This window comes from Mycetocola sp. Y791 (assembly GCF_059445325.1).
Window position 1 is genome coordinate 788484 of sequence record NZ_JCAIUC010000002.1, and the last position, 20109, is coordinate 808592.

The window sequence follows — 20109 nt, forward strand, 5'->3', positions numbered from 1 at the left end:
CAAGAGCCGACAATGTTCTTCCGTAAAACTCTTACTTCGTGAGAGAGTTTTTCTAACGACGGGAGAGAGCACATGAGCATTACACACCGAAACACCGGTCGGCTGCACAGCCCTTTTACCGAGGTCCGCGAGGCCGCTCGCGACCAGGTTCTGATGACGCTGGCAAGCGCAACGGGTCTTCTCTCGGTGGTCAGCGTGACCATCATGATGGTCCTCGGTTCCGGCTGGAACTAGGCTGCAGCATCCGCGCCACTCACAACACACGCACGACGAAAGCACACAAACGCATGACACTCCTGGAGAGTTCCCCTTCCGCCCCAATGACGTGGGCGGCGACGGAGGAACCCGAAGCGCACGCCACCGCCGAGTGGCGCCTCGCCGACACCGATTTCTGGGCAGCGTCCTACCTCGGCTACTTCGGTGGGACGATCGACAAGCAGGGCGAGCACTACTTCGTTCGCGACACCTTCGCCCGTTATATCGGGGACTTCTCCGACCTGCCGACTGCGCAGCGTAAACTGGAGGCTCACCTCGCGTCTCTCCTCGTGGAGCAACGCGACCGGCCTTGAATTGACTGGCTCGGGCGATGATGGCCGGTTCTTTCCGGTTCTGACCCCCCAGAAAGGACGCGAGTGGCATGCCCCTCAACGTCGTTCGACACGAAGCCGAGCACCTCTACGCCCGCGAACCGCACCGCGCAACCGCTCTCGGTGCGGTCCAGGCGGTACTCCGTCTCCACCGCGCTGAAGAAATAAGCATCGAGCGTGTGCGCAAGGCCTCCGGGCTCAGCAAGAACGAATTCCACGCGATGCGATACCTGCTTCAGGCGCAACGCGAGGGTCGTGAGATGGGTCCAAAGGACCTCATAGTCATGCTCGGTCTCTCGAGTGCCGCAGTGACGAAGATCGTGGACCACCTCGTGGAACTCGGGCACCTCGACCGTCTCGCCCACAAGACCGATCGACGCGCCTGGATCCTGCAGCCGACCGCCGCAGGGGCGAAGAACATCGAAGGGTCATACGGCAACTTCCACCTCTCGGTGGTCGAGTCGATGGAGGCGCTCTCGCCCTCCGACGCTGAGGTGGTTGAGCGGGTGCTCTCCGAGGTCACCCAGCGACTCGAGTCTGCTGACAACCAGTAGCCAACCGTGGGCCAGGACTGGCCATCGATCCCGGTGCGCCCCGGTTCGTGGCGGAATCACAGACTCGCGATATAGCGTGTGGGGATGGTTTCAGAGGACGAGTTCGCCCGTGACATCGCCGCCGGCGAAAGCCCAGACCGGCCTGTTCGGCGGATGCTCGGCCGCGCGCGAGCGTGGATCGACGATCGACCGAGGCTCCGACACGCTTACCGCACGTGCGTGGGTATTCTCGGCGGACTGATTGCCGTCGTCGGCCTCATGCTCGTTCCCCTGCCGGGGCCTGGCTGGCTCGTTGTCTTTCTCGGGCTCGCCATACTCGGAACCGAGTTCGCGTGGGCCAGGCGGCTCGCGGCATTCGTCAAGCGCCAGTTGTCGCGCTTCTGGGCATGGTGGAACGCGCGCAAATCAGTTCGCGCAACGGGCTGCGTGCAGACGCCTGGTCAATGACGATCTCGGCGACACTGATCTATGCGGCGCAGAACTAATGCGGCGCAGAATTAATGCGACACCGAACTCTGCGGCGGTTACGCGCGCTTGGGTTCGTCCGCTGCCTTGTAGTCGTCGGCGTATTCCGCCCACTTCGCTGCCTCGCCTGCGTACGACTCGTCGTCGGAGTGCCCCGTGAGCTCGCGCTCAAGAGCGTCGTAGTTCACGTCGGGACTAAACGACTTCAGCTCACGTGCGATCTTCGTGTGCTTTGCCTTTTGACGGCCACGCCCCATGCGAGACCCCCTTACGAATTAGTAGCGAGGCGGTGGAGATCCGCCCTGTGATTTAGCCAACCAGGGAACGATAAAGACTAAATTCGATCTTAGCATGGCGGACCTTGGCTACCCGCCGTTGTCTGGCACAAAGCTGCGGGCAGTCGATCGTCGTCAGCCGCGACGTTGGCGGCGCGGATTCTTCGCCAGGAGCGGGCCTACCGGCGCGGCGGGCGCAGCGCTACTCGGGTCACCGGTCGAACGGGCTCGCCGCGGCGCGCCTGTCCGGGGAGCGGCCGCGACCGACGCCCGTAGATGAGCTCGGAAGAATCGAGCAGCCATGGCACCAGGGCGATGGTGACGCCGTGGACGAGCATGAGTTGCTGTCGCATTCGGTTGGCGCGTCGGTTGTGAAGCAGGCTCTCCCACCAATGACCGACGATGTACTGCGGCATATACACGGTGACGACCGTTGGCCCGCATTTCTCCCTGTACCTTGCAATGTAATCGATGAGGGGAGTGGCAACCTCGCGATACGGCGATTCGAGCACCACGAGCAGAACGCGGATGTCGTGCTCTGCCCACTGTCGCTCGAGCTCCTGCGTGGTTTCGTCGTCGACGGCGATGTGCACGGCGACGATGGATTGGTGACGCGCCGCGATCGCGTAGTCGAGGGCCTTGAGTGCCGGTTTTTGCATCTTGTTGATCAGCACCACGGCGAGGTCGCCGGCAGCCCCAAATGTCGTGGTGTCGTCGACGGTTATCTCCTGCTCGACGTCGCGATAGTAGCGGTTCACCCCGAGCATGAGCGTGTACAGCACGGGGATCAGCAGAAAGACGAGCCAGGCACCGTGGGTGAATTTGGTAATGGTCACGACGATCAGCACGACCGCAGTGAGCAACGCGCCGCCGGCATTGATCGCCAGCGCGCGCATGATCTCGCCCCGATTCGTCGCGCCTGTCCGAAGCAGCCGCACCCAATGCCGCACCATTCCGGTTTGGCCAAGCGTGAATGACACAAAGACCCCGATGATGTACAGCTGGATCAGCAGAGTGAGGTTGGCCTGGTAGACGACCAGAATCGCGCAGGCCGCGAGCCCGAGCACGATCATTCCGTTGGAGAAGACGAGCCGGTCCCCGCGGGTGTTGAGTGACTTCGGGGCATAGGAGTCGCGGGCGAGCACGGCTCCGAGGAGGGGGAATCCGTTGAACGCGGTATTGGCGGCGAGGAGCAGAACGCACGCGGTTGCCGCCTGGATCAGGTAGAACAGGATGCTGTTCGCCCCAAAGACCGCCGCGGCCACCTGGGCCATCAGGCTCGGTTGCGGTGCCGTTTCGCAGTTCGCGAACCCGATGAGGTGACAAGGATCCTCGGCGTAGTGCACCTGCGCGATGAGTGCGACGGCGGTCAGCCCGGCGAACAGAACAATGGCTGTTCCGCCCATCAGTACGAGAGTCGCCTGGGCGTTCTTCACCTTCGGGCGGCGGAACGCCGGCACGCCGTTCGACACCGCTTCGACGCCGGTGAGTGCACTGCACCCGCTTGAGAAGGCTCGGAGGAGGAGCAGAACGAAGGCTGCCTGGGTGAGGCTCTCGCCTTCGACCGTAAAAGCAGCGCTCTCCGCCACCGGCGCATCGCCGACGGCCGTTCGCATGAGGCCAACAACGATCATGACGAACACGCTGGCGATGAACAGGTAGGTGGGTGCGGCAAACGCCTTGGACGACTCCCTGACGCCGCGAAGGTTCGCCGCCATCAGGAGCACCACAAATCCGACGGCCAGCTCGACCCGCCATGGATTGAACACGGGGAGGGCGGAGATGATGTTGTCGACGCCGGATGCCACGGACACCGCCACGGTGAGCACATAGTCAACAAGAAGAGCCGCGGCGACAACGAGTCCGGCTTTCTCACCGAGATTCTTGTGCGCGACTTCGTAGTCACCGCCGCCGGACGGATAGGCCTTGATGAGCTGCCGATAGCTGGCGACGACGACGAGCAGCAACACGATGACGCACGCCGCCACCCAGGGCGCGAAGCTCAGGAACGCGAGTCCGCCGAGTGTCAGGATCATCAGGAGTTCCTGAGGGGCGTATGCCACCGACGACAGCGCGTCGCTGGCAAAAATGGGCAGGGCAAGTCGCTTGGGCAGCAACTGTCCGTCCAGGTGTGCTGTGGGGAGAGGCTCGCCGATGAGGATGCGTTTGACCTGTCGGCTGTCAGACCCAGGTTTCTTACCCGGAATAGTCACGAGCGCGAACATACTCCTTCGCCACCCAGAGTCAAGAGCGGGAAGGTGACGGCGCTGAAGCGTTCAGCGCACGATCAGGAACCGGTGACGCATCTCGATGAGTGGGTCACCGGCTCCCTGGCGGCGGGGCATCAGCTCTTAAGTCCGCCGAGTGATTCCCTCACCGTGGCGCGCACGCGGTCCAGCTCGTCTTTCAACTGCCGCACGACGTCGTCGGTCACGTCGCCCCCGGCGCTGACATGCCCGCGCAACTCCGACCGGATGGCCTGACGGAAGTCGGCGAGCACGGTGTCGGCGTCGTGAAGAGCGATGCGACTCGCCGTGCGCGGTGCCGCGTCGTCGGTGGAGACGGACGGCGCACTCGTTGCCGACTGCTTGGCCTGTTGGGCGGCGGATGCCAGATCCGCTTTGAGGGTGCGCATCGCGTGCGTCACACCGGTACGAACCTCGTCGGCCAGGCGGCGGACCGAATCCGTCAGCTCGAGTTCGATTGCGTCGAGGTCGACGCGACGGTTCTCGAGTTCGTGGCGGCCTGCGTCCGTGATCGAGTAAACGGTCTTGCGGCCGTCGCTCGACTTGGTGACGAGCCCTTCTTCTTCGAGCTTCGCGAGCCGGGGATAAATCGTGCCGGCGCTCGGTGAGTAGGTGCCACCGAACCGTTCCGAGAGTGCCTGGATCAGCTCATAGCCGTGCTTGGGGCCCTCGGCCAGGAGGCTCAGCAGGTAGAGGCGCAAGCTGCCGTGGCCGAACACCGGGCTCATGCGTGGCCACCACTTATGAAGGCATCGTCATCGCTTTCCGGTTCAGTCGAGGCACCCGTCGAGGCACCTGTCGAGGCGCCCGACTGGGGTGTCTGACCGTCTTCCGCGTCGCTCCTGCGTACAACGGAGACGCTGCCGGAAACGGAATTGGCGAGCACGTCGGTGTAGAAGTTGCCGTCTCCCTCTGTCGTGCTTGAGAACCCGCGACCGCGCGTGCCCCGAATCACTGAGTTGTCGAGCTGGAGGGTGCCAGAGACCGTATTGACGACATATTTCGTGCCTGTGTGCGCGGGGAGCCGTGCGGTGAGGCTGCCGGAGACGGCGTTCGTCGAGATCCGGTCGCACCGGCCGAAGGCGTCGATGAAGACGTTTCCCGACACGGTGTCGCTCGTGAACCGGCTGATCTCGCCCGCCACAGTGATGTCGCCCGAGATGCTGTGCGCGTTGATCGCGCCGACGTGGGACTGCACGCTGATCTCACCGGACACACTGTTGAGGTCGAGGTCGCCCGTGACCGACTCGATCTGAAGTTCCCCGCTGACCGTGGAGAGGCGCGCACTGGTCGTCAGGCCGGAGATCAACGCTCCCGCCGACACCATGCCGAACGTCAGCGCGATCTTCCGAGGCACGAGCACGCTGATCTGCGCCTTCGCGGAGTTCGAGCCGAACGATTTGAAGACCTCGAGGAAGTTGTCCCAGCCGAGTTGAGGGTGGTCGATTTCGAGCACGTCGCCGTCGATTGAGACCTTGAGCTCTTTGCCGGAAACGCTGTGCACCTCGACGCGGGCGCCGGGCTCATCGTGGCCGAGAATGTCGATCTGGCCGCCGATCATGCCGACCTTGAGCTTGCGCACAAGCTCCACGTCGATGACCCGGGATTCCCCGGGGAGCACTATCCATTTTTCGAGTGACATTGTTGATCCTTCTCCTGCCGACCATCAGGGGTCGCCGTCTGTGGAAGACGAGATATATCTCGTTCCGAACACGATATATCGCGTTTTCGCGGAGGGCAAGAGGCCTCGAGCAATACTCAGGATTCAGCTGAGGAGCCGGATCAACCCTGTTCGACCGGCAGGCCGGCGTCGGTCCAGGCGTGGGTCCCGCCCTCGACGTTGACGACGGCGTAGTCGCGACTTTCCAGGTATTCGGCGACCTTCGCGCTCCGCCCGCCGAGGGCGCAGATGAGGTAGAGAGTGTCGTCTTCGGGGAGTTCGTCGATCCTGTCGATGATCTGGCTCATCGGGATGTTGATGGCGCCAGCCGCGCGCACCTGCTGGAATTCGTCTGGCTCGCGCACATCGATGACTGTGGCGCCATCGAGCGCGGCGAGTTCGGAGACGGTGATGGTGTCCATGTGGGGTCCAATCGATCAGAACGTATCCTGCGATTCTCCGCTTGCCGCGCGGCATCCGCAAAACCGATCCGGGATCCCGCTTGACCTTGACGCAGCGTCAACCTCTAGCGTGGCCTCGAACAGGACAGAGAAGGAGCAGCGGTCATGGAGTGGTCGATTCAGGAGATCTCACGCCACGCGGGCACGACCTCGCGGGCGCTTCGTCACTACGACGATATCGGGCTGCTGACCCCGACCAGGATCGGCGACAACGGATACCGGTACTACGACGAAGCGGCACTCGTGCGCCTGCAGCGCATCCTGCTTCTTCGCGATCTCGGGCTCGGACTGCCCGCCATCGGCGAGGTGCTTGCACAGGCGACGGATGCCACTGGCGCCCTCCGCGGTCACCTCGCGTGGCTGCGAAAAGAACAGGACCGACTCGAGCTGCAGGTCGCGTCGGTCGAAGACACCATACGGAAACTGGAAAGGGGTGAACACCTGATGGCAGAGAACATGTTTGACGGGTTCGACCACACGCAATACAAGGAAGAGGTCGAGGAATGCTGGGGCACGGAGTCCTATGCGGCAGGCGACTCCTGGTGGAGGTCGCTGAGCGATGCGGAGAAGACCGAGTGGCAGGCGCGCTCAGCAGCGCTCGGCTCGGACTGGACCGCGGCGGCCGAATCGGGGGTCGCTCCCGACAGCCGCGAAGCGCAGGAGCTGGCCCGGCGCCATGTCGAGTGGCTCACATCGATCCCGGGTACCCCGGGGGCGATCAAGGAGTACGTGACGGGGCTCGGCGAGATGTATGTCGTCGACGAGCGCTTCGCCGCCAATTACGGCGGCATCAGGGGCGCTGAATTCGTGCGCGACGCCCTCGCGCTCTTCGCGGACCACAACCTGTAACGGCGTGGTGAACCTGTGCCAGCGGCATCCGCTCGTCGTGATTGAGGCGAGCGGATGCCGCGCGCACGGCAGCGTCAGGGGGGCGGCTGGTCAGCTCGCGGGGGAGTCGATCAGGGGTGCGCTCGGTTCGGCCGAGCCCGACAGGCGGTTGTCCGATGCCTGGTCGCGCGGCAGTTCGATCCGGAACCACGGGATCGTGATGCCGCAGAGCGGGCCGATGAGCACGGCGAAGAGCAGGGTGCCGATGCCGACGTTACCGCCGAGGAGCCAGCCGATGCCGAGCACGGTGAGTTCGATGCCGCTGCGGCCGACCCAGATCGGCCACCCGGTGAGTTCGTGCACACCGGTCATCAGGCCGTCGCGCGGGCCGGCGCCGAACCGGGCGCCGAGGTAGAGTCCCGTGGCGAGAGCGAGCGTGAAAAGTCCGGCGGAGAAGAGCAGGATCCGGGCCCAGAGCACCAGGTCCTCGGGGATCAGCCAGAGGCCGAGATCCGCGGCGAGTCCGACGAGGAGCACGTTGAGGACGGTGCCGATCCCCGGCTTTTGCCGCAGCGGTATCCAGAGCAGAAGGAGGAGTGCACCGATCAGGATCGTGATCAGTCCGAAACCCCAGCCGGTCTTGAGCGAGACGCCCTGGGTCAGGACATCCCACGGCGAAACACCGATCCCCGCACGCACAATGAGCGCGATTGCAATCCCGTAGAGGAAGAGGCCAATGAGGAGCTGGAGGATGCGGCGGGTCATGGTTTCAATCCAATTTCACGATTGGCCTTCTGGCAAGAGGCCAATCTCTCTATAGTGGCCCCATGGTTGATGTCCACATCACGGCCCGCGCGCTCTCCTCCCTGCTTGGCCCCTGGCGCAGCGGGGACGCGGCCTACCGGAGCCTCGCCGACCGGGTCCGCCTGCTGATCCTCGATGGCCGCATTCCCGCCGACACCCGATTGCCGGCGGAGCGGGACCTGGCCGAGCGCCTCGACGTCAGCCGGACGACGGTGACCGCCGCCTACCGTGAGCTCAGGGACAACGGATTCCTCGAGAGCGTCCGCGGGTCGGGGAGCGTCGCCCAGCTTCCCGGGGTTCGGCCGGGACCCGTGACGGCCCGCCGATCGGGCTACCTCGACTTCAGCAAGGCGGCGCTGCCCGCCATCGGAGCGATGACAGGAGCTGCCGTGCGCGCGGCCGCCCGGCTGCCGCGCTACCTCGACGATTTCGACTACGACACGATCGGCCTGCCCGAGTTACGCGCGGCGATCGCGGACCGGTACATCGAAGCGGGGTTGCCCACCTCGCCGGACGAGATCATGGTCACCCTCGGCGCGCAGCACGCGATTGGACTGATCGCGAGGACCCACCTGTCGCGCGGGGATCGGGCGCTCATCGAACACCCCACCTATCCGCACGCCCACGACGCGCTCCGCTCAGCCGGGGCACGCCTGGTGCCGATCCCGGTAACCGCCGAGGACGGCTGGGACGCCGACGACCTCGAGGACGCGCTCGACAACTCGTCGCCGACCCTTGCCTACCTCATGCCTGACTTTCACAATCCGACCGGCGCGAGCATGCCGCTGGAGACCCGCCGCCGCGTGTGTCGTGCTGCCGCCCGGCAGGGGACAGTGCTGCTCATCGATGAAACGACGCGCGAACTCGATATCGACAGGCCGGGTTCTTTCCCTCCGTTCGCGGCGTCCGATGACGCCGGAGCCAAAATCATCACGGTCGGTTCGGTGGGAAAGACCGTGTGGGGCGGCATCCGTCTTGGCTGGATCCGCGCCGACCGGGGCGTCATTCGCAAACTTGTGGCCGCCCGGTCGATCGGCGACCTCGGCACTCCGATTCTCGAGCAGCTCACCGTGCTCGAACTGCTGCCAGACATGACCTCCATCCTCGAGACGCGACGCTCACAGCTTCGGGCAACGCGTGATCGCCTCGAGGACCTGCTCGGCGATCGCTACCCGTACTGGGACGTGCCGCACGTCAACGGCGGGCTGTCGGCCTGGGTCAACCTCGGAGTGCCCGTCAGTTCACAACTCGCGCTCGCCGCACGCAACCAGGGTCTGCTGATCGCGTCAGGGCCACGGTTCGGCATCGACGGCGCCTTCGAGCGGTTCATCCGCATCCCGATCACCTACGGGGTGGACGACACCGAGCGGGCAATCGACGCCCTCGCAACGGCGTGGCAGTCGATCCTCCGCGCGCCTGTTCCCGAGTCGGCGCTCCTCGCCGAGGTGGTGTGATCGACCGAGTGGATCTCGCCCGCGGAATTACGCCATGACCCGGGCGATAACGGAACGCTGAGCATTTGTCGTACGTGCAGTTCCTGCACGGGCGCTGTGACAGAATTTGCTGTGTAGAGCGGCCACGCGTCGTTTCTCCCGCCGCGCTCGCGGCAGTCACCGCATCGCCCTCAGGAGACCCGTGCACGTCCTTGCCGTTCTAAGCATGAAGAACCGTGCGCTCATCGCACTCGTCACCATCGTCGCCGCGGTCTTCGGCGGGATTGCCCTGTCGAGCCTCAAGCAGGAACTCGCTCCGAGCGTGAGCTTCCCACAGCTCGCCATCGTTGCCAGCTACCCCGGCGCATCGCCCGAGGTGGTCAACGACGACGTCTCCACCCCGATTGAAACCGCCATCCAGGGCGTTGCCGGTATCGAGTCGACGAGCACAACCTCATCGACCAACCTCGGTCTCATCTCCGCGACTTTCACCTACGGCACCGACCTCGCCACCGCCGAGCAGAAGATCAACCAGGCGATCAACCGGATCAAGTCGACACTCCCCGAAGACGTTGAACCCGAGGTCCTCTCCGGCGGACTCGACGACCTTCCGGTGATTCAGATCGCTGCCAGTGCAACCGGCGAGAACACCGACGCGCTCGCGGACAGCCTGAACGCAACGGCCGTGCCCGACATCGAAGATATCGAGGGTGTGCGCGAAGCGGCTCTCATCGGTGAGGTCGGCAAGCGGGTCACCATCGTGACGGATGCCGTCCGGCTGGCACAGGAGGGCGTGCAGCGGACCGCGATCAGCGACACCCTCGAACAGTACGGTGTGCTCATCCCGGCCGGTGACATCACCGAAGACGGAAGTACGTTCTCCGTCCAGACCGGCTCAAAACTCGGCTCCGTCGAGGAGCTTGCCGGACTGCCGCTGGTCAGGGATGCGCCCGGGGCACCGGGTTCGGCCGTGCTCACCATCGGTGACGTCGCGTCGGTATCACTCACCGACAACCCGGTGACGAGCATCTCCCGTGTCGACGGCAAGCCGGCGCTCACCATCGCCGTGACCAAGCTTCCCGCCGCCAACACCGTTGATGTGTCCAAGGGCGTTCGCGCACTGATTCCCGACCTCGAGGAAGCGCTCGGTTCCGACGTTCAGCTCGACATCGTCTTCGACCAGGCGCCGTACATCGAGCAGTCCATTGAGTCGCTCGCGACAGAGGGCCTGCTCGGACTGGTCTTCGCCGTTCTGATCATCCTGGTCTTCCTGCTCGATGTGCGTGCGACCCTGGTCACGGCCATCTCCATCCCGACGTCGGTGCTCATCACCTTCATCGGCCTGCAGGCGACGGGTTACACCCTCAATATCCTCACCCTCGGTGCGCTCACGATCGCGATCGGGCGCGTCGTCGATGACTCGATCGTCGTCATCGAGAACATCAAGCGGCACATGGCCGCCGCGCGCGACCGAACGGCTGACGGTCGTGCCCTGTCGATCGTCACCGCGGTGCGCGAGGTTGCCGGAGCCATCACCGCGTCGACGATCACCACTGTCGCGGTGTTCCTGCCGCTCGCGTTCGTCGGCGACATGACGGGTGAGCTCTTCCGCCCGTTCGCGCTCACCGTCACGATCGCCCTCGTCGCGTCGCTCTTCGTCTCGCTGACCATCGTGCCGGTGCTCGCGTACTGGTTCCTCCGCGCGAAGGAGCGGAAACCGGCGAAGGCCGCCAAGTCGGCGACCACGTCAGTCACGGCAGCCACGGCGACAAATGACCAGAAGGCCGTTGAGCCGGGGGCGGCGCACGTCGTCACCGCCGATGCCGTCACCGATGGCGCCGTCACCCCGCACGCTGCCGGGTCAGACGCGACGGCATCCGAGGTCGTCACCGCTCGCGAGACCGCACACACTCAGAGCGCGGTTCCGAGCGATGCCTCGGGCGAGCAGCAGGCACAGCAGCAGGGGCACCGCGAGGCCGAGCCCGCCGTCTATGCCTCCGCTGCCGCCGTCGCGGTGGCCACCCGCCGTGGTCGCAAGACCGGCGTGGAAGACGAAGACGAACTCGAGCACCCGACCCTTCTGCAAAAGGGATACCTGCCGATCATCAACTGGACGCTCAAGCACTCGGTCGTCACACTGCTGCTTTCGGTGCTCGTGCTCGGTGGCACCCTGGCCCTGGTGCCGTTCATGAAGACCAACTTCCTGGGTGACTCCGGGCAGAACACGCTGAGCGTTTCGCAGAAGCTCCCCGTTGGCTCAAGCCTCGACGCGCAGGATGCTGCGGCGTCGAAGGTTGAAGATGCCCTGCGCGACATCGAAGGAATCGACACGGTTCAGGTCTCGATCGGTTCGTCCGGTGGGCTTCTCTCCGCGTTCGGCGGCGGCGGTGAAGGCAGCATCACCTACTCGGTGACGACGGATGAAGACGCGGACCAGGAAGCGCTCCAGTCCACCGTGCGCTCAGAGCTCCAGGACATCGCTGACGCCGGCGAGATCGAGCTCAGCTCCGCCGGAGGTTTCGGCGCGTCGAGTGACATCGAAGTCGACATCACGGCGCCTGACCAGGAGACGCTGCGGGAGGCGACGGATGCCGTCACCGACGCCGCCAAGGACCTCGAGGGAATGCGCCAGGTCACCAACAACCTCAGCGAATCCAGGCCGTACATCGAGGTGAGGGTCAACAGGCTCGACGCCGCTGCGGCTGGCTACAGCGAGGTTGCGCTCGGCGGCTACATCTCGCAGGCGATGCAACCGACATCCGCTGGTTCGATCGTGCTCGACGAGACCAGCGTCAGCATCTACATCGCGACCGACAGCCCGCCTGCGACCATCGATGAGCTGTCAGCGCTCGAGGTTCCCACCCTGCTCGGACCGGTGCCGCTCGACACCCTCGCGACTGTCGAGGAGGTCGACGGCCCGTCGACGATCACCTCGGTGCGGGGGCAGCGTTCAGCCACGGTCGCCATTACTCCGGCAAGTGACAACATCGGTACGGCGAGTACCGAGGTGTCAACCGCTCTCGATGAGATCGACCTGCCCGCGGGTACGACTGCGACGCTCGGCGGCGTGACCGCTGACCAGGGCAACGCCTTCCAGCAGCTGGGGCTTGCCATGCTCGCCGCGATCCTCATCGTGTACATCGTCATGGTGGCCACCTTCCGGTCGCTTCGCCAGCCGCTGCTTCTGCTCGTGTCTGTGCCGTTCGCGGCGACGGGTGCCATCGGCCTGCAGGTCATCACCGGTGTTCCGCTCGGTGTCGCCTCGCTCATCGGTGTGCTGATGCTCATCGGTATCGTCGTGACCAACGCGATCGTGCTCGTCGACCTCGTCAACCAGTACAGATCGCGCGGCATGGCGGTGACCGATGCGGTGCGTCATGGTTCTTCGCGGAGGCTCCGCCCGATCCTCATGACGGCGCTCGCGACGATCTTTGCCCTGGTGCCCATGGCGCTCGGACTCACCGGCGAGGGCGGCTTCATCTCGCAGCCGCTCGCAATCGTCGTGATCGGTGGTCTCGTCTCGTCGACGCTCCTGACGCTCATTGTGCTGCCGACGCTCTACAACCTGGTCGAGGGTGCGCGTGAGCGGCGTCTCGATCGGCGGGCGGAGCCCGAGCGGAACGCCGAGCGTGCGGAAGCGACGACTGAGCAGTCGGAACCGGCGAGGGCGGCATCCGTCAGCTAGACGCTGAACGGCAACGTCACCGAGGCACGACGTCGACGGTCGCAGCGCTCGCGTGCGCTGCGGCCCTCCGCCGCGCCACCGCGCTCGATACCCGGTCGATGATGAACCCGAGCGCGATGGCGATCACGATTCCCGCCACCGCGCCGAGGAGTGGCTGGTCCTTCACCCAGTGCCCCGCGAGCAGGCCGATGAGAACCGAGTACGTCGCCCATGACACGCCGGCGAGAACCGTGAGCGGCCAGAACCGCCGGTGGGGGAACCCGGTGGCTCCCGCTGTCATGTTCACCGCGATCCTGCCGATGGGGATGTACCGTGCGGTCAGGATCAGCGCTGCCGGTCGGGAACGGATGCCGTGAGCGGCCCAGTCGAAGGCGCGGACGGTTCGCGGATGCCGCATCCACGCGAATCGGGTGGTTCCGGCGATGCGTCCCAGCAGGTAGGCGATGTTGTCGCCGAGTGACGCCCCGACTGCGGCCACGAGGATGATCAGGATCGGGTTCGGTGCTCCGGCTGAGACGCCGATCGCGGCGGCGGCTACAACCACGGTTTCACTCGGAACCGGTGGGAAGAACCCGTCGATGACGACGACGGCGAAGACGACCGCATAGACCCACGGTGAGGTGGCCGTCGAGAGAAGGGCGTCGGAGAGGAAGTCCATGACGGTCCGTTTCGATCACGGCGTCGCAGAAGTGCGGCACCGTTTTCGAGGCTACGAAGGCCTGACGGTCGCGGCATCCTCCTCAGGTATTGGGTGACGTCACCCCAGCGGAGGAGATCCGGGAGGGCGTTATCTCGACAAACCGTGGTGCGCGGAGGTCAGGCCTGGGTGCCGATGGCGAAGCGCACGGCACCGGCCTCGTCGACCTCAGCGTCAAGAATCTTGTCGTCGAGCATGACCGCAGCGTTCTCGTCGACAAAGATGCGGGCGCCGCTCGACTCGACGACGGCATCCGTCGGTTCAGGTGCCGTGGCGACCGCGACGGAAAGGTCGGTCGACGACGGTTCCGGGCTGGTGATCCGAAGGCCGGCATCCTCGGTCCCCGCGCTCTGGAGCGTGATGGTCTTAACGATGGTGCTTGCGTTATCGGTGAGGGTGAGCATGAGCGTCCTTTGCGATCGGCGGTGAGGAGTGTCCCACCCTTCCGAACCTGTCGGCCGACCTCAAGCTGGAGCCCGGCATTCACACGAAAGACGGAGGTCGGAAACGACGAATGCCTCCCCGCCGCGAGGCGAGGAGGCATTCGTTTGGTTCGTGGACCGTTAGGCCCGGCTGCCGCTGCGCGAGTTGCGCGTGACGAGGCCGTAGATCAGGAGCACGACGATGGAGCCGACGATGGCGGTGAGCCAGGTCGAGATGCTCCAGAACTCGTTCATGTCGATGCCGAACAGCAGGCCACCGAGCCAGCCGCCCAGAAGTGCGCCCACGACACCGAGAAGCAGTGTGATGAGCCAGCCGCCGCCCTGTCTGCCAGGAAGAATGGCCTTTGCGATTGCGCCAGCAATCAGACCGAGAAGAAGAAATGCCAGGAAGCTCAAGGCTCCACCTCCATTTGTCCGATGGATCTCCGTTGCCGGAGTCCCGTTGAACCCGCCCGGTTAGGCTGGTGTAACTCGAGAGTACCGCGTTCGGTGTTTATCTGGGGAATTGCCGCAAAGTCATTGCGAAATAGAGAAAAGTACGTGACAATTCCGCCTTTGTGCCGTAATGTAGCCAAGTCGGCTCTGGACACCGTGGATGTACCGCGGAAGGGTTTGTAAGTCTGGTGGGCCGGTTATACATCGCGAAAACGCGACTTGTATTCACTTTGATGTGAAACGGTCCCGGCCATCGACTGCCCGGGTATATGAATGCCGCAGCTCTGCTGTGCGCTTCTCGATTCATGCATGAACTAAAACCCGGAAAGTACTATGCCCAAGAACAATAAACCCGCTGGCGGCCGCCCCGCCCGCAACTTCGACCCGAGCTACGCCCGTAAGAGCGGCGGCCCGGCAGGAACCACAGCTGGCAGCAGGAGCCCGGGACACCGCGGATACCGCGCCGCAGAATCCGACGCACCGAAGAAGGCTCGCTGGAACGCCGACGAGCGCGCCCAGCGTCGTCACTCCGACGAGCCGCGCGAACAGCGCGCTCCCCGCGACGACCGTTACGACGGTGGCGCCCAGCCGCAGCGCGGCGAGCGTCCCGCCTACAACCGCGGTGAGAACCGCACCGAGCGCCCGGCCTACGGCCGCGACGACCGTGCTCCCCGCGATGACCGTGCACCCCGCGGTGACCGCAGCGAGCGTCCCTCGTACGGCCGTGACGACCGCGCCCCGCGCGGCAACGGTGAGCGTCCCGCGTACAACCGTGGTGAGAACCGCACCGAGCGCCCCGCGTACAACCGTGGCGAGAACCGGACCGAGCGTCCCTCCTACGGCCGCGACGACCGCGCGCCCCGCAGCAATGGTGAGCGTCCCGCGTACAACCGTGGCGAGAACCGCACGGAGCGTCCCGCTTACAACCGTGGTGAGAACCGGACCGAGCGTCCCGCGTACAACCGTGATGACCGTGCACCTCGCGGTGACCGCGCCGAGCGTCCGTCGTACAACGACCGCGCCCCGCGCAGCAATGGTGAGCGTCCCGCGTACAACCGTGGTGAGAACCGCACCGAGCGCCCCGCGTACAACCGTGGCGAGAACCGCACGGAGCGTCCGTCATACAACCGCGAAGACCGCGCTCCCCGTAGCGACCGCTCTGAGCGCCCCGCGTACAACAACGACCGCCCGTTCACGCGTGGCGAGCGCATCGAGCGTCCGTCGACGCGTCGCATCTCTGCGGGCCGCGACGACCGCGCACCGCGCCGCGACAACAACTTCGACCGTCCCCGCGACGCCGAAGCAGACAAGAACTTCTACCCGAACCGCGACGCCAAGGGAAACTTCACTCCAGAAGATGACGTCGTGCTCGAGCGCCTCGAGGCACAGGCCACGCTGGCCGTTGACGTCGAGGGTATTTCGTTCACCGACCTTGGCCTCGGTGGCAACATCGTCGCCGCTCTCGCTGAACTCGGCGCGCCGAGCCCGTTCCCGATCCAGGCAGCAACCATCCCCGACGTCATCGCCGGCAAGGATGTCCTCGGCCGCGGTCGCACCGGATCAGGAAAGACCATCGCCTTCGGCGCACCGCTCGTCGAGAAGCTCATGGAAAACGGTGGGGGCAAGAAGCGTGCCATGGGTCGCAAGCCCCGCGCGCTGATCCTCGCACCGACCCGTGAACTCGCGCTGCAGATCGACCGCACAGTGCAGCCGATCGCCCGCAGCGTCGGCCTCTTCACCACGCAGATCTACGGCGGAGTGCCGCAGGGCCGCCAGGTTGGCGCTCTCCAGCGCGGCGTCGACATCATCGTCGGCACCCCGGGCCGGATCGAAGACCTCATCGAGCAGGGACGCCTCGACCTCTCCGAAGTGACCATCACGGTCCTCGACGAGGCCGACCACATGTGCGACCTCGGTTTCCTCGAGCCTGTGCAGCGCATCCTGCGCCGCACGGCAAACGGTGGCCAGAAGCTGCTCTTCTCGGCAACCCTCGACAAGGGTGTTGCTTCACTCGTCAAGGAGTTCCTGTCGTCCCCCGCCGTGCACGAGGTCGCCGGTGAAGACCAGGCCTCAGCGACGATCGACCACCGCGTTCTCGTGGTCGAGCACCGCGACAAGGACCGCATCATCGAGGAACTCGCGAACCGCAACGAGAAGACGCTCATCTTCTCGCGCACCCGGGCATACGCCGAGCGCCTCGCTGACCAGCTGGAGGATGCAGGCATCCGTGCAGTGTCCCTCCACGGCGACCTGAACCAGGCCCGTCGTACCCGCAACCTCGCGCAGCTCACCTCCGGGCGAGTGAACGTGCTCGTTGCGACCGACGTCGCCGCGCGTGGCATCCACGTTGACGACATCACCCTCGTCATCCAGGCCGACGCGCCCGACGAGTACAAGACGTACCTCCACCGTTCGGGCCGTACGGGCCGCGCCGGCAAGGTCGGTACCGTCGTCACGATCATCCCGAAGGCGCGCCAGCGTCGCATGACCGACCTGCTCGGTCGCGCCGAGATCGAGGCTGACTACGTTCAGGCTCGCCCCGGTGACGAGATCATCGAGGAACTCGCCGGTCGCATGACCAACAAGAAGCTCACCGCCTAACAGCTGAGTGGCCAGAACACCCGTTCCGGTCGAGACCACCCGTTCGCACGTGTGTTCTCGACCGGAACGGGTGTTTTCGTGTACCCGGCAGAATGAGTGGATGCACATTCGCCCCTTCCGTGCCGATACCGAGGTCGACGACACCGAGGCGGTCGTTGCGCTCTGGCGTGCCTCCGGGCTGACCCGCCCGTGGAACGATCCCCACCGCGACATTGAGCGCAAGCTCACGACGCAGCCCGAGCTGTTTCTCGTGGGCGAGACGGATGCCACGGTGACGGCGACTGCGATGGTGGGCTTCGATGGTCACCGGGGGTGGGTCTCCTACCTGGCCGTCGATCCGTCGCAGCGCGGTCGCGGTTCCGGTCGCGCGCTCATGGCCGAGGCGGAACGGCTTCTCGCCGATCGCGGCTGCCCCAAGATCATGCTCATGGTGCGGTCGACCAACACCGACGTGCTCGCCTTCTACGACACGCTCGGCTATGCCGCCGACGACGTGACCGTGCTCGGTAAGCGACTCATTGCAGACTGAGACCGGCCGCAGAGACCCGTTGCGGATCCGCGTACAACCAGTCCCTCTTCGAGCCTTGCCCACCTCCGTTTCAGGGGCGTGACGACAGGCATCCGCTCGTCATCGTGACCTCTCAGAACAGCATCGGCTGTTCGGTCGACGGCAGGATGCGCGCGCCTGTCGATCCGTCATCGCTCGCGAACGCGGGCCGCTCTCCGGCGTCGTTTCGCAGCATCCCGAGCGCTTTCGATCGGATGCCGCCCGTCGCCGGATCTTCGCGGCCGCGTTCGAGCCCGTGGGCGCGGATCAACGGCGAAATGCGTGCGGCGAGCCAGGTGCGGTACTCCTTCGGCGCGTACTGCCCGCGGGCGTAAAGTGCTGTGTACTTCGGGACGAGTTCGGGATGCTGCCGCTCGAGCCAGTGCATGAACCACGGCTTCACTCCCGGTTTGAGGTACAGCGAGGTGAAGAGCACGCTCGTTCCTCCCGCCGCCTTAACCTGCCGCAGTGCCTCGTCGAGGTGGGCCTTCGTGTCGGTGAGGTACGGCAGGATCGGCATCAGGAACACGCTGCAGTCGAGCCCTGCGTTGCGCACCGCGGTGACGGTGGCGAGTCGCGCCTTCGCCGACGGCGTGCCCGGCTCGATCGACTTCTGCAGCTCGTCATCGTAGATAGCGATCGATATGGCGAGGTCGACGGGCACGGTCTGGGCGACATCCGCCAGCAACGGGATATCGCGGCGGAGCAGCGTGCCCTTGGTGAGGATCGACAGCGGTGTGCCGGAGTTCGCCAGCGCGGTGATGATGCCCGGCATGAGGGAGTACTTGCCCTCTGCGCGCTGGTACGGGTCGGTGTTGGTGCCGAGCGCGACGGGGTACTTGCCCCAGCTCGGCTTGGCGACCTCCTTCGCGAGCACGTCGGCGACGTTGATCTTCACGACGACCTGGTTGTCGAAGTCGTCGCCGGCGTTGAAGTCGAGGTAGCTGTGGGTGGGGCGGGCGAAGCAGTTGTGGCTGATGACCCCGTTCGCGACGAAGTCACCGGTTCCCGTTGTGATGTCGATCATGTTGATCTCAGAGCCGAGATCCTCGATGGAGACGATCTGAAGGCTCGCGTCCGACTTGACTGCGGCACCAGAGATATCGAGCTTTCGCGTAATTGCAGGGTTGGTAAGTGCGAAGAAACGCGATCGCATGGGCAGGCCGCCAGTGACACGAATCGAAGAAACTCCGTTTGGTCGTTCGGATTCATGGACATACCTGATCCCGAGAAGTGTCATTGACCTTTTGATCTGGCCGTGTATTGCTCGGTCGCTGTTCGAAATGCGGAGCACTCCTCGGGAGCAACTGCCTTCCGCGTCGAACACGCCAGCCAGGAATCCAGCGGACCACACGGCGTCGTTGGAATCCGGCCAATCGATCAGCTGGTTGATTCGGTCGAAGTGTCCGGCTTGTGCGGTATGGATGGCCGTCATGGCTCGTCGCGTACCCCCGGCTGCGACGAAAGGACGAAGGCGTGTTGGTACGCCTTCCAGCTCCAGGAACGTGCGCGTTCGAGTCAATGCATCAGTATCCGCGAGCGCGAGGCGGAACATGCTGACGTTGTTCGGTCGCCCATTGGGGCGGGTGTACGTGCGCCGGAGCATCATCCCATCGCCGCGGATCATGCCCGCCAGGTACCCTCGCCGATAAGCCTCGGTTTCGATCGGCACCGACGTGGCCTGTGGCAGGCCGTTGAGTCCGAACCCGACGAGCTTGTTATTGGTGGTGAGGTACGGGCGCTGGGTTCCGTCGGTCGCCCGCTGCACGTACTTCCAGCCGCGCTCCGTGAGGAAACGGTGGTCGCCGCTGGCGATGAGTTCGGTTCCGTCGGCGAGGGTGATGCGGAACGGTCGCTTCACAGTGCCCCAGGCCGCGAGAACCGGAGTCTTCACGTAGTGGCGGTAGGAACCGCGAGTCTCGGTTCCCATAACCTCGTCCCCGACCTGCACGAGCCGCAACGGCTTCTGCCGGCCGTCACCCATCAGAATGAGGGTGTCGGGGTCGAGGCAATAGACGCACGCATGACTGCAGCCACGGTAGGGGTTGATGGTCCAGCCGAACGGCATCTGCGACTGTCGCGGGATCTTGTTCAGTGCTGACTTCGCGAGCACCTCGTGGAACGTCACTCCGGCGAACTCCGGCGTCTGCACGCTGCGCACGAGGTTGTTGAGCTTGGCGAGGCCCGGGAGCGCCGAGGGCTCCTCGGTGCCGAGTTGCTGACCATCCCACCTCATGCACTCCATTAGAACATGGATTCGAGAATAGCGGGCTATCTGTGGAGCGAAAGTGCGCGAGCGCGTTCTATGTGCGCCGACCGCTGCAGATCCATGCCCGCGCTACAGAAGCTTCTGCAGCGTGAGCATGGACGTGCAGCGCTCGGTGAAGA

The 20109-nt window shown here is 64.9% G+C and carries 19 protein-coding genes; 9 read left to right on the top strand and 10 right to left on the bottom strand.

Annotated elements, in window-relative coordinates; all coding sequences use genetic code 11:
- The first annotated feature begins 72 nt into the window (after positions 1-72).
- From AC1C2N_RS08615 to AC1C2N_RS08630, 4 genes are all read left to right on the top strand, one after another.
- Complete coding sequence (locus AC1C2N_RS08615) at positions 73-234, top strand: hypothetical protein (RefSeq protein ID WP_483405994.1); 162 nt, start codon at positions 73-75, stop codon at positions 232-234.
- Between the two features lie 86 nt (positions 235-320).
- Entirely contained in the window at positions 321-569 is a 249-nt protein-coding gene (locus tag AC1C2N_RS08620; RefSeq protein ID WP_483405993.1) for a hypothetical protein, read from the top strand.
- 68 nt (positions 570-637) lie between these two features.
- A complete protein-coding gene (locus tag AC1C2N_RS08625) occupies positions 638-1141 on the top strand; it encodes a MarR family winged helix-turn-helix transcriptional regulator (RefSeq protein WP_483405992.1) in 504 nt (167 codons plus the stop codon).
- Between the two features lie 84 nt (positions 1142-1225).
- Positions 1226-1588: a TIGR02611 family protein gene (locus AC1C2N_RS08630; protein ID WP_495433655.1), complete on the top strand. Its 363-nt coding sequence runs from the start codon at positions 1226-1228 to the stop codon at positions 1586-1588.
- 77 nt (positions 1589-1665) lie between these two features.
- Here the strand turns inward: AC1C2N_RS08630 and AC1C2N_RS08635 are convergent, their stop codons facing one another.
- The 5 genes from AC1C2N_RS08635 to AC1C2N_RS08655 all read right to left on the bottom strand — a co-directional run bounded on the left by AC1C2N_RS08635 (position 1666) and on the right by AC1C2N_RS08655 (position 6209).
- On the bottom strand, positions 1666-1863 hold the full coding sequence (locus tag AC1C2N_RS08635; protein WP_108391919.1) for a DUF3073 domain-containing protein: 198 nt from the start codon (positions 1861-1863) through the stop codon (positions 1666-1668).
- Between the two features lie 197 nt (positions 1864-2060).
- Positions 2061-4106 (bottom strand): APC family permease, encoded by a 2046-nt coding sequence (locus AC1C2N_RS08640; protein WP_495433656.1) that lies wholly within the window; start codon positions 4104-4106, stop codon positions 2061-2063.
- A 119-nt stretch (positions 4107-4225) separates the two neighbouring features.
- Complete coding sequence (locus tag AC1C2N_RS08645) at positions 4226-4855, bottom strand: PadR family transcriptional regulator (protein WP_483405989.1); 630 nt, start codon at positions 4853-4855, stop codon at positions 4226-4228.
- Entirely contained in the window at positions 4852-5769 is a 918-nt protein-coding gene (locus AC1C2N_RS08650) for a DUF4097 family beta strand repeat-containing protein (RefSeq protein WP_483405988.1), read from the bottom strand. The genes AC1C2N_RS08645 and AC1C2N_RS08650 overlap by 4 nt, the downstream gene beginning before the upstream one ends.
- Before the next feature lie 140 nt (positions 5770-5909).
- A complete protein-coding gene (locus tag AC1C2N_RS08655) occupies positions 5910-6209 on the bottom strand; it encodes a rhodanese-like domain-containing protein (protein ID WP_483405987.1) in 300 nt (99 codons plus the stop codon).
- A gap of 144 nt (positions 6210-6353) precedes the next feature.
- Here AC1C2N_RS08655 and AC1C2N_RS08660 point away from each other — a divergent pair, with 144 nt between their 5' ends.
- The gene (locus AC1C2N_RS08660) at positions 6354-7097 is read left to right on the top strand and encodes a MerR family transcriptional regulator (RefSeq protein WP_495433658.1); all 744 of its coding nucleotides are present in this window, start codon (positions 6354-6356) and stop codon (positions 7095-7097) included.
- Positions 7098-7187: 90 nt separating this feature from the next.
- Here AC1C2N_RS08660 and yczE read toward each other — a convergent pair whose 3' ends face one another.
- Complete coding sequence (gene yczE, locus AC1C2N_RS08665) at positions 7188-7841, bottom strand: membrane protein YczE (protein WP_483405985.1); 654 nt, start codon at positions 7839-7841, stop codon at positions 7188-7190.
- A 62-nt stretch (positions 7842-7903) separates the two neighbouring features.
- On the opposite strand from yczE, the gene yczR reads away from it, so the two are divergent.
- On the top strand, positions 7904-9334 hold the full coding sequence (yczR, locus tag AC1C2N_RS08670; RefSeq protein ID WP_495433660.1) for a MocR-like transcription factor YczR: 1431 nt from the start codon (positions 7904-7906) through the stop codon (positions 9332-9334).
- A 181-nt stretch (positions 9335-9515) separates the two neighbouring features.
- Entirely contained in the window at positions 9516-12998 is a 3483-nt protein-coding gene (locus AC1C2N_RS08675; RefSeq protein WP_495433661.1) for an efflux RND transporter permease subunit, read from the top strand.
- Between the two features lie 16 nt (positions 12999-13014).
- On the opposite strand, the gene AC1C2N_RS08680 is transcribed toward AC1C2N_RS08675, so the two are convergent.
- From AC1C2N_RS08680 to AC1C2N_RS08690, 3 genes are all read right to left on the bottom strand, one after another.
- Positions 13015-13656, bottom strand: coding sequence for a DedA family protein (locus AC1C2N_RS08680; RefSeq protein ID WP_495433663.1), 642 nt, complete (start codon positions 13654-13656; stop codon positions 13015-13017).
- A gap of 158 nt (positions 13657-13814) precedes the next feature.
- Positions 13815-14099: a Fe-S cluster assembly protein HesB gene (locus tag AC1C2N_RS08685; protein ID WP_483405981.1), complete on the bottom strand. Its 285-nt coding sequence runs from the start codon at positions 14097-14099 to the stop codon at positions 13815-13817.
- 159 nt (positions 14100-14258) lie between these two features.
- The gene (locus AC1C2N_RS08690) at positions 14259-14534 is read right to left on the bottom strand and encodes a GlsB/YeaQ/YmgE family stress response membrane protein (RefSeq protein WP_483405980.1); all 276 of its coding nucleotides are present in this window, start codon (positions 14532-14534) and stop codon (positions 14259-14261) included.
- Positions 14535-14906: 372 nt separating this feature from the next.
- Here AC1C2N_RS08690 and AC1C2N_RS08695 point away from each other — a divergent pair, with 372 nt between their 5' ends.
- Both AC1C2N_RS08695 and AC1C2N_RS08700 read left to right on the top strand, forming a co-directional pair.
- On the top strand, positions 14907-17174 hold the full coding sequence (locus AC1C2N_RS08695; RefSeq protein ID WP_495433666.1) for a DEAD/DEAH box helicase: 2268 nt from the start codon (positions 14907-14909) through the stop codon (positions 17172-17174).
- A gap of 100 nt (positions 17175-17274) precedes the next feature.
- Complete coding sequence (locus tag AC1C2N_RS08700; RefSeq protein ID WP_495433668.1) at positions 17275-17703, top strand: GNAT family acetyltransferase; 429 nt, start codon at positions 17275-17277, stop codon at positions 17701-17703.
- Between the two features lie 112 nt (positions 17704-17815).
- On the opposite strand, the gene AC1C2N_RS08705 is transcribed toward AC1C2N_RS08700, so the two are convergent.
- Entirely contained in the window at positions 17816-19957 is a 2142-nt protein-coding gene (locus AC1C2N_RS08705; RefSeq protein ID WP_495433670.1) for an intein-containing Rv2578c family radical SAM protein, read from the bottom strand.
- Positions 19958-20109 lie beyond the last annotated feature (152 nt).

Excerpts from the sequence above, each read along its gene's own strand:
- AC1C2N_RS08620 (WP_483405993.1), top strand. The coding sequence starts at position 321 with ATGACGTGGGCGGCGACGGAGGAACCCGAAGCGCACGCCACCGCCGAG.
- AC1C2N_RS08705 (WP_495433670.1), bottom strand. The coding sequence starts at position 19,957 with ATGAGGTGGGATGGTCAGCAACTCGGCACCGAGGAGCCCTCGGCGCTC.
- AC1C2N_RS08640 (WP_495433656.1), bottom strand. The coding sequence starts at position 4,106 with ATGTTCGCGCTCGTGACTATTCCGGGTAAGAAACCTGGGTCTGACAGC.
- AC1C2N_RS08700 (WP_495433668.1), top strand. The coding sequence starts at position 17,275 with ATGCACATTCGCCCCTTCCGTGCCGATACCGAGGTCGACGACACCGAG.
- AC1C2N_RS08645 (WP_483405989.1), bottom strand. The coding sequence starts at position 4,855 with ATGAGCCCGGTGTTCGGCCACGGCAGCTTGCGCCTCTACCTGCTGAGC.
- AC1C2N_RS08660 (WP_495433658.1), top strand. The coding sequence starts at position 6,354 with ATGGAGTGGTCGATTCAGGAGATCTCACGCCACGCGGGCACGACCTCG.
- AC1C2N_RS08630 (WP_495433655.1), top strand. The coding sequence starts at position 1,226 with ATGGTTTCAGAGGACGAGTTCGCCCGTGACATCGCCGCCGGCGAAAGC.
- AC1C2N_RS08680 (WP_495433663.1), bottom strand. The coding sequence starts at position 13,656 with ATGGACTTCCTCTCCGACGCCCTTCTCTCGACGGCCACCTCACCGTGG.
- AC1C2N_RS08695 (WP_495433666.1), top strand. The coding sequence starts at position 14,907 with ATGCCCAAGAACAATAAACCCGCTGGCGGCCGCCCCGCCCGCAACTTC.
- AC1C2N_RS08685 (WP_483405981.1), bottom strand. The coding sequence starts at position 14,099 with ATGCTCACCCTCACCGATAACGCAAGCACCATCGTTAAGACCATCACG.
- AC1C2N_RS08625 (WP_483405992.1), top strand. The coding sequence starts at position 638 with ATGCCCCTCAACGTCGTTCGACACGAAGCCGAGCACCTCTACGCCCGC.
- AC1C2N_RS08650 (WP_483405988.1), bottom strand. The coding sequence starts at position 5,769 with ATGTCACTCGAAAAATGGATAGTGCTCCCCGGGGAATCCCGGGTCATC.
- yczR (WP_495433660.1), top strand. The coding sequence starts at position 7,904 with ATGGTTGATGTCCACATCACGGCCCGCGCGCTCTCCTCCCTGCTTGGC.
- AC1C2N_RS08635 (WP_108391919.1), bottom strand. The coding sequence starts at position 1,863 with ATGGGGCGTGGCCGTCAAAAGGCAAAGCACACGAAGATCGCACGTGAG.
- yczE (WP_483405985.1), bottom strand. The coding sequence starts at position 7,841 with ATGACCCGCCGCATCCTCCAGCTCCTCATTGGCCTCTTCCTCTACGGG.
- AC1C2N_RS08615 (WP_483405994.1), top strand. The coding sequence starts at position 73 with ATGAGCATTACACACCGAAACACCGGTCGGCTGCACAGCCCTTTTACC.
- AC1C2N_RS08655 (WP_483405987.1), bottom strand. The coding sequence starts at position 6,209 with ATGGACACCATCACCGTCTCCGAACTCGCCGCGCTCGATGGCGCCACA.